The organism is Arthrobacter sp. ov407 (assembly GCF_900102895.1).
GTDB lineage: Bacteria > Actinomycetota > Actinomycetes > Actinomycetales > Micrococcaceae > Arthrobacter.
This window is the reverse complement of sequence record NZ_FNGD01000015.1, coordinates 47,331-65,685: the sequence shown is the minus strand read 5'-3', so window position 1 is coordinate 65,685 and position 18,355 is coordinate 47,331. Positions and strand designations below refer to the sequence as shown.

The 18,355-nt window shown below is 67.3% G+C and carries 17 protein-coding genes; 6 read left to right on the top strand and 11 right to left on the bottom strand.

Features of this window, described 5'->3' with window-relative positions:
• Nucleotides 1–3 precede the first annotated feature (3 nt).
• From fdxA to BLS42_RS17410, 8 genes are all read right to left on the bottom strand, one after another.
• Entirely contained in the window at nt 4–333 is a 330-nt protein-coding gene (fdxA, locus tag BLS42_RS17445) for a ferredoxin (RefSeq protein WP_090583443.1), read from the bottom strand.
• Between the two features lie 6 nt (nt 334–339).
• Entirely contained in the window at nt 340–1,839 is a 1,500-nt protein-coding gene (locus BLS42_RS17440; protein ID WP_256336538.1) for an aldehyde dehydrogenase family protein, read from the bottom strand.
• 56 nt (nt 1,840–1,895) lie between these two features.
• Nucleotides 1,896–2,684, bottom strand: coding sequence for an SDR family oxidoreductase (locus BLS42_RS17435; protein WP_090583440.1), 789 nt, complete (start codon nt 2,682–2,684; stop codon nt 1,896–1,898).
• Nucleotides 2,684–3,616, bottom strand: a complete 933-nt coding sequence (locus BLS42_RS17430) for a dihydrodipicolinate synthase family protein (RefSeq protein ID WP_090583438.1) — start codon at nt 3,614–3,616, stop codon at nt 2,684–2,686. The genes BLS42_RS17435 and BLS42_RS17430 overlap by 1 nt, the downstream gene beginning before the upstream one ends.
• Nucleotides 3,617–3,757: 141 nt before the next feature.
• Nucleotides 3,758–4,588 carry an enoyl-CoA hydratase-related protein gene (locus tag BLS42_RS17425; RefSeq protein WP_090583436.1) on the bottom strand — a complete coding sequence of 277 codons (831 nt, stop codon included), beginning with the start codon at nt 4,586–4,588 and terminating at the stop codon, nt 3,758–3,760.
• A complete protein-coding gene (locus BLS42_RS17420) occupies nt 4,585–5,853 on the bottom strand; it encodes a CaiB/BaiF CoA transferase family protein (protein ID WP_090583434.1) in 1,269 nt (422 codons plus the stop codon). Before BLS42_RS17420 ends, BLS42_RS17425 begins: the two co-directional genes overlap by 4 nt.
• Nucleotides 5,850–7,232 (bottom strand): FAD-dependent oxidoreductase, encoded by a 1,383-nt coding sequence (locus BLS42_RS17415; protein ID WP_218122133.1) that lies wholly within the window; start codon nt 7,230–7,232, stop codon nt 5,850–5,852. The genes BLS42_RS17420 and BLS42_RS17415 overlap by 4 nt, the downstream gene beginning before the upstream one ends.
• Before the next feature lie 225 nt (nt 7,233–7,457).
• Nucleotides 7,458–8,066 (bottom strand): helix-turn-helix domain-containing protein, encoded by a 609-nt coding sequence (locus BLS42_RS17410; protein ID WP_090583432.1) that lies wholly within the window; start codon nt 8,064–8,066, stop codon nt 7,458–7,460.
• Between the two features lie 577 nt (nt 8,067–8,643).
• Between BLS42_RS17410 and BLS42_RS17405 the strand changes: the two genes are divergently transcribed.
• Nucleotides 8,644–9,948 (top strand): MFS transporter, encoded by a 1,305-nt coding sequence (locus BLS42_RS17405; RefSeq protein ID WP_090583430.1) that lies wholly within the window; start codon nt 8,644–8,646, stop codon nt 9,946–9,948.
• Nucleotides 9,949–10,065: 117 nt separating this feature from the next.
• Complete coding sequence (locus BLS42_RS17400) at nt 10,066–10,521, top strand: cytidine/deoxycytidylate deaminase family protein (protein ID WP_218122132.1); 456 nt, start codon at nt 10,066–10,068, stop codon at nt 10,519–10,521.
• Between the two features lie 273 nt (nt 10,522–10,794).
• On the opposite strand, the gene BLS42_RS17395 is transcribed toward BLS42_RS17400, so the two are convergent.
• Complete coding sequence (locus BLS42_RS17395; RefSeq protein WP_371129607.1) at nt 10,795–11,214, bottom strand: DUF4383 domain-containing protein; 420 nt, start codon at nt 11,212–11,214, stop codon at nt 10,795–10,797.
• 218 nt (nt 11,215–11,432) lie between these two features.
• On the opposite strand from BLS42_RS17395, the gene BLS42_RS17390 reads away from it, so the two are divergent.
• Nucleotides 11,433–12,752, top strand: coding sequence for a cell division protein PerM (locus BLS42_RS17390; RefSeq protein WP_090583423.1), 1,320 nt, complete (start codon nt 11,433–11,435; stop codon nt 12,750–12,752).
• A 21-nt stretch (nt 12,753–12,773) separates the two neighbouring features.
• Here BLS42_RS17390 and BLS42_RS17385 read toward each other — a convergent pair whose 3' ends face one another.
• Nucleotides 12,774–13,205: a hypothetical protein gene (locus BLS42_RS17385; RefSeq protein ID WP_090583421.1), complete on the bottom strand. Its 432-nt coding sequence runs from the start codon at nt 13,203–13,205 to the stop codon at nt 12,774–12,776.
• A 39-nt stretch (nt 13,206–13,244) separates the two neighbouring features.
• Between BLS42_RS17385 and purN the strand changes: the two genes are divergently transcribed.
• Nucleotides 13,245–13,826, top strand: coding sequence for a phosphoribosylglycinamide formyltransferase (purN, locus tag BLS42_RS17380; RefSeq protein WP_090583418.1), 582 nt, complete (start codon nt 13,245–13,247; stop codon nt 13,824–13,826).
• 167 nt (nt 13,827–13,993) lie between these two features.
• Entirely contained in the window at nt 13,994–14,983 is a 990-nt protein-coding gene (locus BLS42_RS17375; protein ID WP_218122131.1) for a collagen-like domain-containing protein, read from the top strand.
• Nucleotides 14,984–15,127: 144 nt separating this feature from the next.
• Here BLS42_RS17375 and BLS42_RS17370 read toward each other — a convergent pair whose 3' ends face one another.
• Nucleotides 15,128–16,480: an MFS transporter gene (locus tag BLS42_RS17370; protein WP_090583416.1), complete on the bottom strand. Its 1,353-nt coding sequence runs from the start codon at nt 16,478–16,480 to the stop codon at nt 15,128–15,130.
• 150 nt (nt 16,481–16,630) lie between these two features.
• Here BLS42_RS17370 and purH point away from each other — a divergent pair, with 150 nt between their 5' ends.
• Nucleotides 16,631–18,328 (top strand): bifunctional phosphoribosylaminoimidazolecarboxamide formyltransferase/IMP cyclohydrolase, encoded by a 1,698-nt coding sequence (gene purH / locus BLS42_RS17365; protein WP_090583414.1) that lies wholly within the window; start codon nt 16,631–16,633, stop codon nt 18,326–18,328.
• Nucleotides 18,329–18,355 lie beyond the last annotated feature (27 nt).

Here is an 18,355-nt window from a genome sequence, read left to right as displayed (position 1 = left end):
GGCTCAGCCGACGGCGCCGGCCGTTGCGGGCGCATCCGCCACCACGGGGTGGTCGCGGTGCAGGTTTCCGAGGGCTGAGGCGCCTTGCGGCGACCCCAGCTCCTCGAAGAACTCCACGTTGGCACGCACGTAATCGGCCCACTCGTCCGGGACATCGTCCGAGTAGTAGATCGCCTCCACCGGGCATACGGGATCGCAGGCGCCGCAGTCCACGCACTCGGACGGGTGGATGTAGAGCGAGCGTTCACCCTCATAGATGCAGTCCACCGGGCATTCGTCGATGCAGGCCTTGTCCTTCACATCCACACAGGGCTGGGCGATCACGTACGTCATGGCAGGCTACACGCCCGTGTAAACGGTCTTGCCCCACGTGAAGAAGTCCAGCGCGGACTTCCCCTGCTCGCGGAACGTGTTGGTGGAGGAGTCCTTGACGCCGCCGAACGGCACGTTCAGGTCCAGCCCCGCCGTCGGACGGTTGACCTTGATGACCCCGGCCTGGGCGCGGGCGGCGAAGTCCGTGGAGAACGCCAGGGAGTCGGTGCAGATGCCAGCGGTGAGGCCGTACCGGGAATCGTTGATCGCGGCGAGCCCGGCCTCGTAGTCCGGGACCTCGAGGACGGCCACCACAGGACCGAAAATTTCTTCGGTCACGGCGGCGTCGTCGAACGGCAGGTCCGTGAGGATGGCGGCCGGGAAGAGGAAACCGGTGTCCGTGCCGCCGTCGTAGGCACCGTGCAGCAGCGTGGCGCCGCGTTCGACGGCGGTGCGCACCGCGGCCTGGTCCTGTTCGAACTGCTGGCTGCTCACAATGGCGCCCATCTTTGCGCCCTCGAGCCCGTCGCCGGCGGTGTACTGCGCGGCTTCCTCGGTGAGGGCCGTCAGGAAGGCAGCCCGGATGCCCGGCGTGACGTAGACGCGGGACGTGGCGGTGCAGGCCTGGCCGGTGAGGCCGAACGCGCCGGCCGCCACCACCTGGGCGGCTTTACGGGGATCGGCGTCGTCCAGGACCAGCACGCCGTTCTTGCCGCCCATTTCCAGCTGGACGCGGGCGCGGCGGGCGTTCAGGATCTCCTGCAGTCCGAGCCCCACCTTGGTGGAGCCGGTGAACGACATCCCGGCGATGCGGGGATCGCGGGCCAGGGCGTCGCCCACCACGCGGCCCTTGCCGTGGACCACGTTGAACACACCGGCGGGCAGTCCGGCGTCCTGCAGGGCGCGGGCCAGGTGCGTGGCGGAGAGCGGGGTGAGCTCGGCCGGCTTGATGACCACGGCGTTGCCGCTGATCAGCGCCGGGGCGGCCTTCCAGGCCGGGATGGCGATGGGGAAGTTCCACGGCGTGATGAGCCCGACGACGCCGAGCGGCTCGCGGCGGGTGGTGATGGTGGTGTCCGGCAGGCCGCTGGGCAGTACCTCGCCGGTGGCGGCCCAGCCGAGGGACCCGAAGAAGCGCAGCACGTCGGAGGCGCGCTTGACCTCGCCCTTGGCCTCGGCGAGGGTCTTGCCCTCTTCCCGGACGAGGTCCTCGGCGATCGAGGTCTGGCGGTCCAGGAGCAGGTTGCCAGCGGCCATCAGGATGGCGCCGCGGGACGGGGCGGGCAGGGCCGCCCAGGCCGGCTGCGCGGCGGTGGCGGCCGTGACGGCGGCATCGACGTCGGCCGCGGTGCCGCTGGGGGAGAGGGCGGCGAGCTCGCCCGGGCGGGCCGGGTTCATCCGCTCGGTGTCCGCCCCGCCGAGCCATTCGCCGTTGATGAGGTGCCGGGCGGTTATGAGGTCCCGTCCGGTGTTCTCGGTGGCGGTCTCGGTGGCAGTCTTGGTGGCGGTTGATGCGGTGGAAGTCATGGTGTTCCTTCGGGGGAGTCGGAGCAGGGTGTGTGCTGAGTGTTCAGAGCCCGCGGTTAGAGCCCGCGAATGAGGCCGCCGTCGCAGCGCAGTGCCACGCCGGTGATGTAGGAGGCCGGGGCGCTGCAGAGGAACGCCGCGGCGGCGCCGAATTCCTCGGGCTCGCCGTAGCGGCGGGCGGGGATGGTCTTGCGGGATTCGAGGTGGATTTCCTCGGGGGTGGTGCCGCGCCGCTTGGCGGCGGCCTGGTCCAGTTCCGCGACCCGGTCCGTGGCGATGCGTCCGGGAAGGAGCATGTTGACCGTGACGGCGTCCAGGGCCACCTCGGCGGCGAGGGTCTTGAGGTAGCCGGCCAGCGCCGCGCGGCCGGTGTTGGATACGGCCAGGTTGGGCAGCGGCGCCACGACGCCGCTGGAACCGACGGCCAGGATCCGTCCCCAGCGCCGTTCCCGCATGCCCGGCAGGATGTGCGAGACCAGGGCGTGGTGCGGTTTGACCAGTTGTTCGAACGCCGCGGCGATGTCGTCGGCGCCGAGTGTGGCGGCTGCGCCGGGCTTCGGTCCGGGACCGTTGAGGACCAGGATGTCGATGGGTCCGAGTTCCGCCACAGCCTGTTCGACGGCGGCGGCCACGCCGTCGGCGGTGCTCAGGTCGGCTTCGATGGCGACGGCGCCCGGCCCGTAGGCGTCGGTCAGCTCGGCAACGATCTCTTTCGCGCGGACCTGGCGCCGGCCGGTGATGGCAACCCGTACGCCTTCGGCCGCGAGGGCCCGGGCGACGGCAAGGCCGAGCCCGCCGGTGGAGGCGGCCACGAAGGCGGTCTTCCCGCTGATTCCGAGGTCCATTAGTTCCTCCCCGCCGTGGTGAGGGCGATGGCAGGGTTCGGGCCTAGGGCTTCGGCAGCCTCGGCCAGATGCGTGCGCAACCCGGTCCGGAGCACCTCCGGGAAGGCCGCGGCGGGGGCCCGGACGCCGGCGTCGGCAATCAGTCCGCGCTGGTGCAGGCATTCCTTGCGGATCGCCAGCGCGATCTTCGCCTGCTGCTCGAAGTTGATCAGCGGCAGGTACGGCAGCAGGGCATCGCGGGCGGCCGCGTAGCCGTCCTTCTGCCATGCCCGCACGCAGGCGATGAGTGCCTCCGGGTAGGAGAAACCGGTCATCGCCCCGGCGGCGCCGGCCATGAGCTCGTCCAGCAGTCCCTGGCCGCCGAGTCCGCCGAACACGGAGACGTCGAGGGCTGCGGTCAGGTGTCCGATCGCCACGGACGTAGGCGGGGCCTCGGCCTTGACCGCGGTGACGAAGCTGCAGGCCTGCACCACGGAAATGACTGCCTCGGTGCTGATGCTGACGCCGCTGGCCAGGGGGTAGTCCTGGAGCACCACCTTGGCGCCGGTGGAGTGGTGAATGGCGTTCAGGTGCGTGATGACCACGCTGGGGTTGGCGGAGTTGGCCTGGACCATCACGGCAGCCAGCCGGTCCCCGGTGGCGGCCTGGATGGAACGGATCTCATCGACGGCCGTGCCGGTGTAGAGGGAAGTCACTCCCACCACGAGGGGCAGGCGCGTTTCCTCCATGACCACTTCCAGGACCAGGTTGCGCTCGGCTGCCGTCAGGGCCGCGGCCTCGCCGAACACGCCCAGGACCGTGAGCCCGGTGGCGCCGATCGACTCGTAGTAGCCCACGAGTCCGGCCAGGCTGTCCGTGTCGACATCCAGGGCGCTGCCCTGGAACGGTGTGGCGACGACGCCCCACACGCCGGGTGTCAGTGACTCCCGCATTGGTTTCTCCTTCTAAGCTCTTGTTGTTCTTCGAGCGGCTGAATCTTCTGCTGGCTGAACTCTTGTGTCGGCTGAACTCTTCTGACGACTGAAATTGGGCCGCCTGCATATCAGGCGGCGGAACCGCTAGCGGCTGTCTCTCTAATGTCCGGGCCAGACCGGCGGGCGCTTCTCCTGGAAGGCGCGGACGCCCTCGGCGGAGTCCTCGCTGTCCAGCGCCGCCATGAGGGCCGGGAGCCGGAGCCCGCGGGCCTCGGTGGCGGTCAAGTGCGCGGTCTGCGTGACCATCTGCTTCACGGCCCGGACGGAGGTGGGGGCGCAGGCGAGGATCTGGTCCACCCAGCGCTGCACCGCGGCGTCGAGCTCGTCAGCCGGGACCACCTCGTTGACCAGGCCCATGGACTGCATTTCCGCGGCCTCGGCCTTCCGCCCGGTCAGGAGCATGCCCATCGCTTGGGTATAGGGGACGCGGCGCACCAGCTGGTGGATGCCGCCGTCGAGCGCCAAACGCCCGACGCGCGGTTCCGTCAGCCCGAAGCGGGCCGTGTCCGCGGCGATCACGATGTCGGCACCGAGCACGATCTCCATGCCGCCGCCGAGCGCGTAGCCGTTGACCCGGGCGATCACCGGGATGTCCAGCGTGGTGCGCAGGCTCAGGCCGCCGAAGCCGTTCGGGTCCAGGCCCGCCCAGTATTCGAGCCCGGTCTTGTCCACGGCGGAGGCGGACATGTCCGCACCCACGCAGAACGCCCGGGTGCCGGCGCCCGTGATGATCACGGCCCGGATGTCGGGATCGGCTTCGAGCTGGTCCCAGATCTCGTTGAGCCGGGCCTGGGCGGTGCCGTCGACGGCGTTGAGGACGTGCTGGCGGTCGATCACCACCGTGGCGACGTGGTTCTCGATGGTCAGGGTGACCTGGTCAACCGTGTTGGGAGCTGAGGTTGTCTTTTCAGCTGCTGAAACGGCGGTCACCGGAGGACCCCCAGCTGCTGCAGGCGTGCAATGGTCTCGGCGTCGAAGCCGTTCTCCAGCAGCACCTCCACGTTGTGCTCGCCGAGGCGCGGCGCAATGCGGCGGATGGTGGGCGGGGTGGCGGAGAGCCGGATGGGCGCGTTGAGCATTTTCACGGTGCCGACGCCGGGGTGTTCGGCTTCCACGATCATGCCGTTCGCGTGGGTCTGCGCGTCGGCCAGGGTCTGCTCCAGGGTGTGCACCGGGGCGTTGAGCAGCCCCTGGTCCTCCAGCTGGGTGGTCCAGTACTCGGTGGTGTTGGTGGCGATGCGCTCGCGGAAGATCGCCTGCAGCGCCGGCTTGTGCTTGAACTGCTGCTCCAGGTTCGCAAACTCGGGCCGGAGCGTAAGGTCCTCGTCCAGTCCCAGCGCCGCGGAGATCCGGGCCAGCGGGTCCGGGGTGAAGCCGCCCACCATGCAGACGGCGCCGTCGGTGGTTTCAAAGACGCCGCTGAGCGGCATGGCGCCCCAGTTGACCTCGTAGCCGCGGTTGAGCTGCATGCACGCCTCCTGCATCTGCAGGTGCAGCATGGAGTCGTACATGGTCACCTCCACCTTCTGCCCGACGCCTGCGGACTCGCGGGTGCGCAGCGCCAGCAGGATGCCCTGCATGAGGTGCATGCCGGTGATGTAGTCGCACAGCGTGGTGGGGTAGATGGACGGCTTCATGTCGTCCGACTCGCGCCGCCACATCACGCCGGAGTAGGCCTGCGCGATCGCGTCCTGGCCACCCTTGTGCGAGTAGGGGCCGACGGGGCCGAAGCCCGTGCCGGAGGCCCAGATGATGCCCGGGTTCTGCTCCTTGAGCTCCTCGTAGCCGAAGCCCATCCGCTCCATCACGCCGGAGCGGAAGTTGCTGACCACGACGTCCGCGTCGGCCAGCAGCCGGCGGAGCACGTCCTTGCCCTCGTCGGTGCGAGTGTCCACGGAGATGCTGCGCTTGTTCCGGTTGATGGACAGGAAGATCGGGTTGTCCTGGCCGTCCTTGTCCGGGAACGAGTTGCGGGAGATGTCCCCGGCGCCCGGGCGTTCCACCTTGATGACGTCCGCGCCGTAGTCGCCCAGCAGCTGGGTGCAGGACGGGCCCATGAACACCTGGGTGAAGTCCACGATCTTGATGCCGTCGAGCGGGAGCGGGGTGCCGGTAATTTCAGGTGCGGCGGCCGCCGTCGTGCCTTCTGCTGTGGAGCTACCTTCGCGGAAGAGTTCGTCGATGACGGTGCTCATGCCCCCACCACCGCGTCCACGTCAAGGGTGGCGTTCGACGACGGGACGTCGCCCGGGTCCGCGCCGTGCCGGCGCATGCCCTGCTGGATGTCCAGCGCGGAGACGTCGCGGACGAGGGTGCCGGTCTGGATCGCCAGCGCGGCGGCGACGCCGACGGCCTGGCCCATGGCCATGCAGGGCGGGATCTCGCGGGACATCTTCTGCGCCTCGGGGGTGGCGGAATAGTGGCGGCCCGCGACGAGCAGCTGGTCCACTTCCTTGGGCAGCAGCGAGCGGTACGGGTAGTAGTAGTCGCGGCCGCGGGCCACGGTGTCGGCGAAGTGCCGGCGGGAGGTGACGTCGTCCTTGGTCATGACGTACTCGCCTTCGAGCAGGCGGGTCTGGCGGACGCCCATCTGGGACGCGACGTCGAGCATGTAGCAGTTCTCGAAGCCGGGCAGGTTGGCGCGGACGTAGTCCACGGCCTCGGTGATGCGGTCCCGGGCGGCGAACTCGGCGGCGGTCATGTCCGCCGGGTCCACGCCGTCGAAGCCGGTCATGTGGGGCGCGTTGCACCAGACGACGCCGTCGATGGGGGTCTTGAGCCACCACAGTTCCCAGGCCCCGCCGAGGAGGCGCTTGATCTTGCGGTTGATGGCGCGGGCTTCCTTCGGGTTGGCCTGTTCGAAGGCCTCCGCGGCGTTGGTGTCGACGTTGCCGAGGCGGAAGACGAGCGTGGTGAGGTAGCTGTCCTTGACGTAGCTGGCGCCGGCGCGGGAGGCGACGTCGATGTCGCCGGTTGTGTCGATGACGATGTCCGCCATGAAGGCCTGCGGGCCGGACTTGGTCTCGCAGATGACGCCCTTCATCACGCCGTTGTCCACGATCGGGCGGGAGAACCAGGAATGCAGGCGGAGGTTGACGCCGGCCTCGCGGACGAGGTCGTTGGAGACCCGCTTCCAGCCGTCCGGGTCGAAGGCGGCGGCGTAGCAGACCGGCTTGGGGGTGGTGTGGGAGTGGAAGTCGAAGGTGCCGTAGCGGCCCCACTTGTTCCACAGTTCCTCGGAGGTCTTCCGGTCATCGGCCGGCGGGACGATCGCGAGGCCCAGCTTCTGCAGGCGCTCGACGTACTCGGAGACGATGCCCGTGACGGTGATTTCCTGGCCGTTGATCATGTCATCGAGCACCAGGACCATGCCGCCGGAGGCGAGGCCGCCGAGGGAGGAATAGCGTTCCAGCAGCGTGACGGAGGCGCCGGAGCGGGCCGCGGTGACGGCGGCGGCCACGCCGGCGGGGCCACCGCCCACCACCAGGACGTCGGAGCGGGAGATGACGGGAGCGGTGAGGTCCGCCGTGGTGGTGCTGAGTTCCAGCGACGACATGGCTGTGGACGGGTTCATGGGGATCCTTACTTTTCCGGCAGGGGTGCCGTCGGAACGGTGGCCGGTGATGTAGAAGACGGTGTTCAGGAGGAGCTCGCGGCGACGTTGACCGCGAATTCCACCCGGCAGAGGGTATGACGCAGCGCGGCCCGTCGCGGACCTTGCTGCATGGTGTGGAAAATGTTCCGGCGGACACCGTGGGTGTCGGAACCGGAGATGGCGACGGCGGCTAGAGCCGGCCGATCACCACGCGTGAGGTGCGTTAACCCAGATCGCTACGCATACCTCTTCGTAGCTGTTCTTGTACCAGTGGGGCGTGTCCGAGGAGAAGGTGATCGAATCGCCTTCTTCCAGGGTGTAGCACTCGCCGTCCAGGAAGACGTCCTTCCGGCCGGAGATAACGATGCCGAACTCCTCGCCGCTGTGCCGGAAAGGAGTGGCGCTGGTGTCGTGGCCTGGCGGACTCACGATCCATTGGGCCTCCAGCGCACCGTTGAGGTCCGGGGTGAGCAGTTCATAGACCGCCTCACCCACGGACTTCTTGGTGACACCCTTGAGGTTTCGCCGCTCGGCCTTGCGGACCACGGGGGACCTGGTTTCCTCCTGTCCGAGGAAGAACTTCCCCACAGGGATGTCCAGGCCGTGTGCCAGCTGCGCCAAAGTGGTGAAAGACGGATTGGCCAGGCCGCGTTCGATCTGGCTTACGATCGCCGGGCTGAGGCCAGTGACTTCCGAGAGCTTCGCAAGGGTCATTCCTTTGTCCTTACGCATGTTGCGGACCTTGTTGCCTACGGTGGCAAGAAGGACGCTCGTGGCGGCGGGGGAGTGTCCAGTGACGATCTCGTTGGTCATGCTCCGACTCTCTCTTGGTGAGCTAACACACATAACTATAGTGAAAACTTTTAGCGAATCAAGGTTTTAGTAGATATTTTTACTTCTGCCGCCCGGATTTGCGCCTGACCTGCGGCTTTGTCGCCCGGCCTGCTGTGGCGGGACGGGACTTTCTCGGAAACCGTTGACTCTGTGAAGATCTTCAATATAGTTGTGTGAGCTGCAGCACTTTGGGAAGAAAGCTTCGAACAGGTTTGGGCGCACGGCCTTCTGGCGGAAGGTGCATCCAACCCGCGTTCACGTTCGTTTCCCAGGTATTGCTGCCGTGACATCTGCCAGCCATCCGCAGAACACGATTTTTGCCGGTTAACGAAGGGCATGTTCCTTGTTGCCGAGCTGGATGGCCCGTTTGCATTCAAGCGCTACGAAGAGGCATGCGTAGCTATCTGGGCTAACTCGCCTCCCATGTGGTGAGCCGGTTCCGCCCCCGCGGACCAAGCCAAACGATAGTTTCGATTACCGGCGGCCCCAACAGGGGTGCCCTCCGGTAATCCGTACCTCACGCACCCCGAAAGTGCTGGGGAAGGAAAAAGGAATCATGACTGACACTGTCGTCAAGACTGACCTGGAGATTGGCCGCAAGTCCCGGCTATCTCCGGAAGTCCGCCGGGGACTGCTCGGCCTCGGACTCGGGAACACTCTGGAGTGGTACGACTGGATGGTCTTTGGCCTGCTGTCGGCCTTCATCGGACCCAAGTTTTTCCCGTCGCAGGACCCCGTTGCCGCAACGCTGAGCGCGCTGGCAGTCTTTGCCGTCGGCTTCGCGTTCCGTCCGCTGGGCGGAATCATGCTCGGTACCCTGGCCGACAGGATCGGGCGACGCCGCGTAATGCTGTGGTCCATCATGATGATGGCCGGCACCACGCTGATCATTGCCCTGTGCCCCACGTACGACCAGATCGGTGCCGCCGCCGGCGTCATCCTGCTGGTCTGCCGCATCATCCAGGGCATCTCTACCGGCGTTGAGGCGCCGCTCTCCACCGCCCACGCCGTCGAACTCGTCCCCGAGGGACGCGAGGGCTTTGTCGCCGGCATCATCTCCTTCTACGTCAACGCAGGTATCCTGCTCGCCTCGCTTGTCAGCTACTTGTCGTCCCTGATGCTCGGCGGAGCCGTCATGGCCGACTGGGGCTGGCGTGTGCCGTTCGTCGTCGGCGCAGCCTTCGGCTTCGTCGTGGTCTACCTTCGCCGGACCCTTCCGGAAACCATGAAGCCCGAGGAGCTGGCGGACAACTCCGCGAAAAAGGTCTGGGGCGGCGTGCGCAAGCACTGGCTCAGCGTGCTGGCCATTACGTTCGTCGTCGGAGCTGCGCAGGCGTACAACTACGCCTGGAACACCGGCCTCCCGACTGCTGCCCGCACCGGCTTCAAGGAAGACGCGACCGCTGTCTTCGCACTCACCACCGTCCTGGGCGTCGTGTTGGTCGTCGGAAGCCTCATCATCAGCAAGGTCGCTGACGGCAAGTCGATGTCCAAGTGGTTCCTGATCACCCGCGCGCTGGCCATACCGTCGGTCTTCCTGATGCTGATGTACGTCAAGCCCGGCATCGCCGGCTTCGCTGCCGTCCTCCTTGGCGGTTCTGTTGTGCTGGTCCTGAACATGACCCTGTACAACGTGGTCACCAGCTCGCTCATGCCAAAGGGTTGCCGCGGCGCCGGAACTGCCCTCGGCTACGGCCTGGGCGTCGCGCTCTTCGGCGGCACGGCCTCCTACCTCCTGGTCTGGCTTCAGTCGATGAACGCGTCCTGGATCTTCCCCGTGTACGTGGCTGTCCTGTCGGCGCTCAGCATCGTGTTCTATCTGCTGGCACGGAAGAAGAACGGCATCTTCATCGGCAGGTAGGAACTGCCGGAAGAACCTGCCGGTAAGAACTGCCAGTAGGACACAGGACAGCTAGAACGGAAAGTGGGAACCCACATGGACGCCAGTCGCTCGGACGGAAGAGACGTGGAGGCAAACGTGATCTCCTTTGATCTCGACGTGTCAGACGTGGAGCTTTACGCGGCAGCCCGTGGGCTGTTGCTGACCGCCCATCACAGCGAGAACCACCGGGTGGCCGCGGCCATGCGCGGCGAGTCGGGGGCTATCTACCTCGGACTGCACATTGGCGCCAAGCGCATCAATGTGTGCGCCGAATCCAGCGCCCTCGCCAATGCCCGCATGGCGCAGGAGGCATCAATCCACTCCGTGGTGGCCGTCAGCATGGACGGACAGGGACAACCCCAGGTCACGAATCCCTGTGGCCTCTGCCGGGAACTGCTGCGTTCTTATGGGACCGAGACGTCTGTGCTGGTCGATGCCGAGGGCGAGGTGGGAAAGGTCCGGATCAGGGAACTGCTGCCATTTCCCTGGATGCGGGCCGCGGAAACCGAGTGGGACACCCTTCCGCCCCAGGTGGGGGACAGCACCGCCTAGCACGTCGGCAACGGCGGCAAACTGATTGCCGCCACGCTTAGCAGCATCACGGAAGGCCGGGACCGCCAGAGTCCCGGCCTTCTTGCGTGCCGTTCCGCCGCCGCGCCTGACGAGCGCCGCCGTCGGACGCTGTGTCGCCGTCGCGCCTGACGCGCCGCCACAAACGCCGGCACACGGAAAGCTGGTGCAGCCGCCGCGTTTCCGCTAAGCCACTGCACCAGCAGGTAGTACGAATTTTTTCGATTCTATGAAACGTTACTCATTCGCGGCTCCCTATGTCCCGGGGGTTGATGACCGGGTCTCCACACCTTCTTCAATATGCCTCGACATCAGCCAGCCTGCGCCAGCCATGGCAATGCCCATCACCATGAAGGCCCAATTGTCCATGGTGTTCAGCGACAGGAAGTTGGCCGCCGAATCCACGCCGACGATAAACCCGTAAATGCTAAGGACGATGTACAGCAAGCCGGAGCCCATGAGGAAGTTCCGGGCGCCCAAGGCGGTCCGGGACATGGTCAGGCCGACGGCGCCGATCGCGAGCTGAACGATGTTGAGCAACATCGAGACTTGGAACAGGCCGAGGAACATGGCCTTGGAATCAGGCCCGAAGAACCTCAGTTCGCTGTAGTTCGTGGTGATGCCCGGGATGAACCCCAGGACGCCCACGACCAAAAGGACGATACCTACACCCATGCCAACGTTCTGTACATCTGTCCGACCAAAATGAACGCCATGCGCATGAGGAGATGCGGTAGTCATTTCTGCCTCCAACCACTGATTGCGGACATTTACAATTTTACGACCCGGGTATGGAAAAAGCTCGGCGGCCCGGGAGGGCGAATTCCGCGGATCCGGGCGTTGTGCCTGTCGGAAACCGGCCTGATGCCGGGCGCGTGGCACCATGGATCTCGATGAAACTGCGCGCTGATCAGACCGGACAACGTGGCCTTCCCATGCCCCTGTGGCTGCAGGGTGGCCTCGAGTCCGCCCAGGCCGCCATCATCTCCGCCCTCGTGGTGGTGGCGCCGATCGTCACGGTCTGGGCCACGGCCGGATTCCAGCACGGCGGATTCGACGTCCTGGCAGGCCTGGCCGGCCAGGCCTGGCTGCTGATCCACGGCGTGCCCCTGCTGCTGGACACCACCGGTGCCGGGTCCGCCGCGCCACCGGAATCCGGCACGCTTTCGCTCATCCCGCTGGGGCTCGCCCTCATCCCGTTCCTGCTCGCCTGGCGCGCCGGGCGGCGCCTCGCCCGCGCCTCCTATACGGACCAGCTCTGGCAGGCGCTGCTCGGGTCCTGGCTGGTGTACGCGGGGTTCGGGATCGCCACGGGCTTCGTCTGCCGCACGGCCGACGTCGGCATCAGCCTCTGGGCCGCCGCGTTTATCCCACTCATCCCGTTCGGGCTCGGCATGGTAGTCGGCGCGCGCCGCGAGGCCGGGTCGTGGAGCCGGCTGATCGGCGTCGACGCCGTGGCCTGGCTGTCCCGCACCAGTCAGCACTCCCGCTGGGCAGGGTCCTACCTGGGCTCGGCCATCAAGGCCGGATCGGTGGCACTGATGGCGAGCCTGGCGATGTCGGCGGCGCTGCTCGCCGTCGACCTCTTCATCCACTGGAACCTCGTGGTGGCCGTCTATGAAGGGCTCGACGCCGGTGCCATGGGCGGCGGTGTCCTGACCATCGTGCAGCTGGGCTTCCTGCCCAACCTCGTCGTGTTTGCCCTGGCGTGGATCTGCGGCTCGGGGTTCGCCCTGGGCGTCGGCTCACTGGCCGGACCGCTCGGGACCGCCGTCGGGCCGCTGCCGTCCATTCCGGTGTTCGCCGCGCTGCCGTCTGGCTCGCTCGACTTCGGCTTCGTGGCGCTGGTGGTGCCGGCGCTGGCCGGGGCGCTGGCCGGCTGGTGGTTCCTGCGCGAAGGCGAAAACCACTTCGACGAATGGCTGTCCATCAAGATCCGGGCCCGCTGGTTCACCGCCGCGGCCTCCACCCTGGTGCTGGGCGCGGTGATCGGCTCCGTGGCCGGCCTGCTCGCGGCGGGGCTCGCATGGCTGGCCCGCGGTTCGGCCGGCATCGGCAGGCTCACGGAGATCGGGCCCGATCCGCTCCGCATGGCACTATTCGTGGCCGCGGAGGTGGGGATCGGCGTCGTGATCGGCTACGCGGCCGGACCCTGGCTGGAACGCCAGCAGAAGCTGCGTGAGGCAGACCTCGAGACGGTCAACAGCCGCTAGCGCAACTGCGTGGGCATGCCGCTAGCGCAGTTGAGTAGGCATGGAGTTCTGCAGCTGCGTCCTGCATTCCGAAGTTGCCTGCTGGGTCAGGGCGTGGCGGACGCACTGCTGGTAGTCGCGGATCTGATTGAAGAACAGCGTCGAGGCCAGAATCACCAGCAGCATCACCGCCGAGACCACCAGTCCGGAAATCGTGCCGAACAGGACCAGCCGCGAATCCTTGTACTTCACGGCCCGGATCAGCACCACGATGCCCAGCGCAACTCCGGCCGCCGTGAGCAGGGCCGTCAGCCACAGGTAGCTCACGTCGAGCTGGAAGACGAAGAACGAGCCCAGGACCGCGACGATGAACAGCCGGAACAGGGTGTGGGTCAGCGGCGGGGATTCTTTGGAAGTCTGGTCGCGCGGATGCCGGCCCGGCTCGCCGCCGCCGGAGTCCGTGGGGGAATTCATGTTTTCCAGCCTACGCGAGCGGCCCCATAAGCTAGGACCATGCGCATAGTTGTCCTCGTTTCCGGCACCGGCTCCAACCTCCAGGCAGTTATCGACGCCGTTAAGTCCGGCGCGCTCGACGTCGAGATCGCCGCCGTCGGCGCGGACCGGCCGGGGACTTTCGGGGTGGAACGCTCCGCCGCCGCCGGGATTCCCACGTTCGTGGTGGACTTCAAGGCGTACCCTGACCGGGCGGCCTGGAATGCGGCCCTGACCGAGGCTGTCGCCGGCTTCGCCCCGGATGTGGTGGTGTCCTCAGGCTTCATGCGGATTGTCAGCGCGGACTTCATCGACGCGTTTGGCGGCAAATACCTCAACACGCACCCGGCCCTGCTGCCGTCCTTCCCCGGCGCCCACGGCGTCCGCGACGCGCTGGCCTACGGTGTGAAGGTCACCGGCTGCACGGTGCACTGGGCCGACGCCGGGGTGGACACTGGCCCCATCATCGCGCAGGAAGCCGTGGCCATCGGGGACGGCGAGACCGAGGAATCCCTGCACGAGCGCATCAAGGTCGTGGAACGCCGGCTCCTGGTCTCCACCCTGGCATCCCTGGCCGCAGCCCGCACCCCCGCCGGCGCGTAGCCGCTTTTCCGGCCAAACCACGTAGTCGGGCCCGCAAAAGCGAGTACTCGGCCCGAAAGTCAGGTACTGCCGGGCCAAAGACAGGTATTTCCGGGCCGGTGCAGGTAGCGGAATGGGCAATAGTCTGACGCAGTCTCATTCATTCATTGCATCTCCGGGGGTTCTACGTGTCTCGATTCAGCATTGCCAAAACAAGTCCAAAAGTCCTGTGTCTGACTGCGGCGCTCGTTCTCGGAACGGGCGCCGTTTCCGCTGCTTACGCCGCTTCGACGGCGTCCGGCACTGGCGAAATCAACGGTTGCTACAACATCAACAACGGCGGACAGCTTCGCGTCCTTGCCGCCGGCCAGTCGTGCGACTTGAAGAAGGAAACCGCTGTCTCCTGGAACATGCAGGGGGTTCAGGGCGTGACCGGCTCGCAGGGGATCCAGGGTATCGCCGGTCCGCGCGGAATCCAGGGCCTCGTGGGCGAGACCGGCGCCATCGGCATCCAGGGCCTCCAGGGCGAGAAAGGTGACAAGGGGGACACCGGCGATACCGGCGCGCAGGGCGTTCAGGGTGAAACCGGCGACACCGGTGAAACTGGCGCCACCGGTGAGACCGGTGCCACGGGCGAAACCGGTGCGACCGGAGCCACAGGTGAAACGGGTGCCCAGGGCGAGAAGGGCGATACCGGTGCCACGGGGGCCACAGGTGAAACGGGTGCCGTAGGTGCTACAGGCGAGACGGGCGCCCAAGGCGTCCAGGGCGAGAAGGGCGATACCGGTGGCAAGGGCGACACCGGTGCCACCGGTGTTGCCGGGCAGGCAGGCCTTCAGGGCGAGACGGGTGCAACCGGTGCAACCGGCGCTGTCGGCCCCATGGGTGCCATCGGACCGGTCGGCCCGGCAGGCGCGAAGGGTGCAACAGGCGCAACCGGTGCCGCGGCGTCTACCAGTGTGAGTGTCGCGTCTGCCAGCGGCTCAACGCTCACTGTCGTCGCCAGCTGCCCGGCCGGCAACGTCGCCACCGGCGGCGGCTTCTCGATCAACAGCAGCAACGGCAACCAGGTCGTGGCCAGCCAGCCGGTCGTGGGCGGATCGGGTCAGCCCACCGGCTGGTCCGTCACCCAGCTGAAGGCGAACGTTCTTTCGGTTTCGGTGACCTGCATCCAGTAGCAGGGTGATCGAACCACAGACGACGGCGCCCCTCACGACTCGAAGGTGAGGGGCGCCGTCGTCATTTCCCCGATGCGCTATCACTTGGGGTGGCTCTCAGCGCTCAGAACCACCCGAGGTGATAGCGCATCGGTAGTGGGTGCGTTATTCGAGCCGGCGCTGCTTGGTTTCGGGGGCGAAGAACGCCATCCACAGCACCGAGATCAGTACCAGGCCGCCGGCCAGCGCGAACGATGTCGCCAGCCCTAGCTCCGGCCACAGGAAGGCCGCGAAGATCAGCGGACCGAACCCGGCACCCAGCCGGGAGAATGTCGAGGCCCAGCCAAAGCCGGAGCCGCGCAGCTCTGTGGGGTACAACTCGGAAACGTAGGCGTAGAGCACCGGGATGGCCACCTGCACCACAAAGCCGAACACCAGCAGCCAGAACACGGCGGCGGTGGGGATGTCCACCACGATCGCCACAATCACCAGCGTCAGCGCGGACAGCGGACCGGTGATCGCGAGGATCCACTTCCGGCCCACCCGCTCCACCAGCAGCGCGGCCACGACCACGCCGAGGAGCCCGACGGCGGCCATCGACGCCGTGGTCAGGAAGGCCTTGTATTCCTCGAAGCCGGCGCCGATCAGGATCCGCGGCATCCACGTCAGCGACAGGTAGTAGACCAGCAAGATGCTGAAGAAGAGGGCCCACGCCGCCGTCGTGATCTTCCAGTTGAACTGCCACAGTGCGCGCAATTGCGTCCACGCGCTGCCTGCCGAGAGGCGGGGGGCATCCTGCGGTTCGGGCAGGCTGTAGACCCGGGCCTCGGCGCCGGTGGCCTGGACCAGGCTGTCGATCACCTTCGCGGCTTCCTCGCGGCGGCCCTTGCGGATCAGGAACAGCGGGGATTCCGGCACGCTGCGGCGGATCCAGAACACCAGCAGCGCCGGGAGCACCATGATCAGCATGGTCAGCCGCCAGTCCGCGAAGGCCGCGACGAGCCCGGCGGAGACAAATCCGCAGAGGGCCGCGCCGATCGGCCACCAGCCATCCATCGCGGTAAGCACCCGGCCGCGCTGTCTGCGGGGAGTGAACTCGCCCACCAGCGCATAGTCCACCGGGATGCAGCCGCCCAGGCCGAACCCGGCCAGGAACCGGAACAGGACGAACCACATGAAATCGGGGGAGAAGGCGCCGAGCACCGTGAAGATGGAAAAGATCAGCAGAGTCGCGGTGAAGGCCTTCTTGCGGCCGATGGTGTCCGCAATGGTGCCCCAGACAAAGGCGCCCAGGGCCATGCCAATCAGGTTGGCCGTGCCGATCCAGGCGGCATCGCCCGGGCTCAGTGACCACTGCTTGGACAGCAACGGAATGAGGATGCCGTTGAGGGTAACGTCCCAGGCATCGAACATGAAGCCCAGTCCGCCGATCAGGAAGATCCGACCTTGGACCTTCCACCGCCATGGCAGATCCTGGACCACCTGTTCGCCGCTGGGCACAGTGGTGTACGTGTTCATCTTGGCCTCCTGTGAAAACTCTACGTGGCCCGGGCGCGGCCGGTGTCTGCTTCACACTCCGGCGCGCGAGACGGCCCGGCGACGGGACGCGATAAACTGGCCGCATCCCCACCACCCGCGGCCCCGCCGCGATATAAGACGGAGACTTTTGTGAGCTTCACGCAGCTTGACCGTGTATCCATCGACCGAGTTCCCATCCGCCGGGCACTGATTTCGGTCTACGACAAGACCGGTCTGGAGGAGCTCGCTCGAGGCCTGCACGCCGCCGGCGTCAAGATCGTCTCCACGGGCTCCACGGCCAAGAAGATCGCCGCCGCGGGCATCCCCGTGCAGGAAGTCGAGGAAGTCACCGGCTCCCCGGAAATGCTGGACGGCCGGGTCAAGACCCTGCACCCGCGCGTGCACGGCGGCATCCTCGCGGACCGCCGCGTCCCGGCCCACATGCAGACGCTTGCGGACATGGAGATCGAGCCGTTCGACCTCGTCGTCGTCAACCTCTACCCCTTCGTGGAGACCGTGAAGTCCGGTGCCGCGCCGGACGACGTCGTCGAACAGATCGACATCGGCGGCCCCGCGATGGTGCGCTCCGCCGCGAAGAACCACGCCGCCGTCGCCATCGTGGTGGACCCGTCGTCGTACGGCGCCGTGGTGGAGGCGGCCGCCTCGGGCGGCTTTGACCTGCAGACCCGGCGCCGGCTCGCCGCCAAGGCGTTCGCCCACACCGCGGCCTACGACACCGCCGTGGCCACCTGGACCGCCAGCCAGTTCCGCGACGAGGACGGCGACGGCGTGATCGACTGGCCCGCCTACGCCGGCCTGGCCCTGGAACGCTCCGAGGTGCTCCGGTACGGAGAAAACCCGCACCAGCAGGCCGCACTGTACGTGGACCACGCCGCCCCGGCCGGCATCGCGCAGGCCGACCAGCTGCACGGCAAGGCCATGAGCTACAACAACTTCGTCGACGCCGACGCCGCCCTGCGCGCCGCGTTCGACTTCGCCGAGCCCGCCGTCGCCATCATCAAGCACGCCAACCCCTGCGGCGTGGCCGTGGGGTCCGCGTCCGCGGCCGACCCCATCGCCGACGCCCACGCCAAGGCCCACGCCTGCGATCCCGTGTCCGCGTTCGGCGGCGTCATCGCCGCGAACCGCACGGTCACTGCCGGCATGGCACGCACTGTCGCCGGCATCTTCACGGAGGTCGTCATCGCGCCGGGCTTTGACGAGGAGGCCGTGGAGATCCTGTCCAAGAAGAAGAACATCCGCCTCCTGGCCCTCCCCGACGGATACGGCCGCTACCCGACCGAATTCCGCCAGGTCTCCGGCGGCATGCTGGTCCAGGCCACGGACAAGGTCGACGCCGACGGCGACACCCCCGCGAACTGGACCCTTGCCGCGGGCGACGCCGCCGACGCCGCCACCCTGGCCGACCTCGCATTCGCCTGGACCGCCTGCCGTGCAGCCAAGTCCAACGCCATCCTGCTCGCGGACAACGGTGCCGCCGTCGGCATCGGCATGGGCCAGGTCAACCGGCTCGATTCCTGCAAGCTCGCGGTCGAGCGCGCCAACACCCTCGGCGTCACCGTGGAGTCCGACAGTGCTGTTGGGGCCGATGCCCCTGGCGGCGCGGCCGGCACCGACGCCAGCGAAGCACCCGAGCGTGCCCGCGGCGCGGTGGCAGCCTCGGACGCGTTCTTCCCGTTCGCCGACGGACTGCAGATCCTGGTTGATGCCGGCGTCCGCGCCGTGGTCCAGCCCGGCGGCTCCGTCCGGGACGAGGAAGTCATCGCCGCGGCCAACGCCGCCGGCATCACCATGTACTTCACGGGAGCCCGCCACTTCTTCCACTAGGCTGCTCCACCAAGCCGCGCAAAGAGC

What these genes read in the sequence shown, in the direction of transcription:
- fdxA (WP_090583443.1), bottom strand. Translation starts at nt 333, where the DNA reads ATGACGTACGTGATCGCCCAGCCCTGTGTGGATGTGAAGGACAAGGCC.
- BLS42_RS17440 (WP_256336538.1), bottom strand. Translation starts at nt 1,839, where the DNA reads ATGACTTCCACCGCATCAACCGCCACCAAGACTGCCACCGAGACCGCC.
- BLS42_RS17435 (WP_090583440.1), bottom strand. Translation starts at nt 2,684, where the DNA reads ATGGACCTCGGAATCAGCGGGAAGACCGCCTTCGTGGCCGCCTCCACC.
- BLS42_RS17430 (WP_090583438.1), bottom strand. Translation starts at nt 3,616, where the DNA reads ATGCGGGAGTCACTGACACCCGGCGTGTGGGGCGTCGTCGCCACACCG.
- BLS42_RS17420 (WP_090583434.1), bottom strand. Translation starts at nt 5,853, where the DNA reads ATGAGCACCGTCATCGACGAACTCTTCCGCGAAGGTAGCTCCACAGCA.
- BLS42_RS17415 (WP_218122133.1), bottom strand. Translation starts at nt 7,232, where the DNA reads ATGAACCCGTCCACAGCCATGTCGTCGCTGGAACTCAGCACCACCACG.
- BLS42_RS17410 (WP_090583432.1), bottom strand. Translation starts at nt 8,066, where the DNA reads ATGACCAACGAGATCGTCACTGGACACTCCCCCGCCGCCACGAGCGTC.
- BLS42_RS17405 (WP_090583430.1), top strand. Translation starts at nt 8,644, where the DNA reads ATGACTGACACTGTCGTCAAGACTGACCTGGAGATTGGCCGCAAGTCC.
- BLS42_RS17395 (WP_371129607.1), bottom strand. Translation starts at nt 11,214, where the DNA reads ATGGGTGTAGGTATCGTCCTTTTGGTCGTGGGCGTCCTGGGGTTCATC.
- BLS42_RS17390 (WP_090583423.1), top strand. Translation starts at nt 11,433, where the DNA reads ATGAAACTGCGCGCTGATCAGACCGGACAACGTGGCCTTCCCATGCCC.
- BLS42_RS17385 (WP_090583421.1), bottom strand. Translation starts at nt 13,205, where the DNA reads ATGAATTCCCCCACGGACTCCGGCGGCGGCGAGCCGGGCCGGCATCCG.
- purN (WP_090583418.1), top strand. Translation starts at nt 13,245, where the DNA reads ATGCGCATAGTTGTCCTCGTTTCCGGCACCGGCTCCAACCTCCAGGCA.
- BLS42_RS17370 (WP_090583416.1), bottom strand. Translation starts at nt 16,480, where the DNA reads ATGAACACGTACACCACTGTGCCCAGCGGCGAACAGGTGGTCCAGGAT.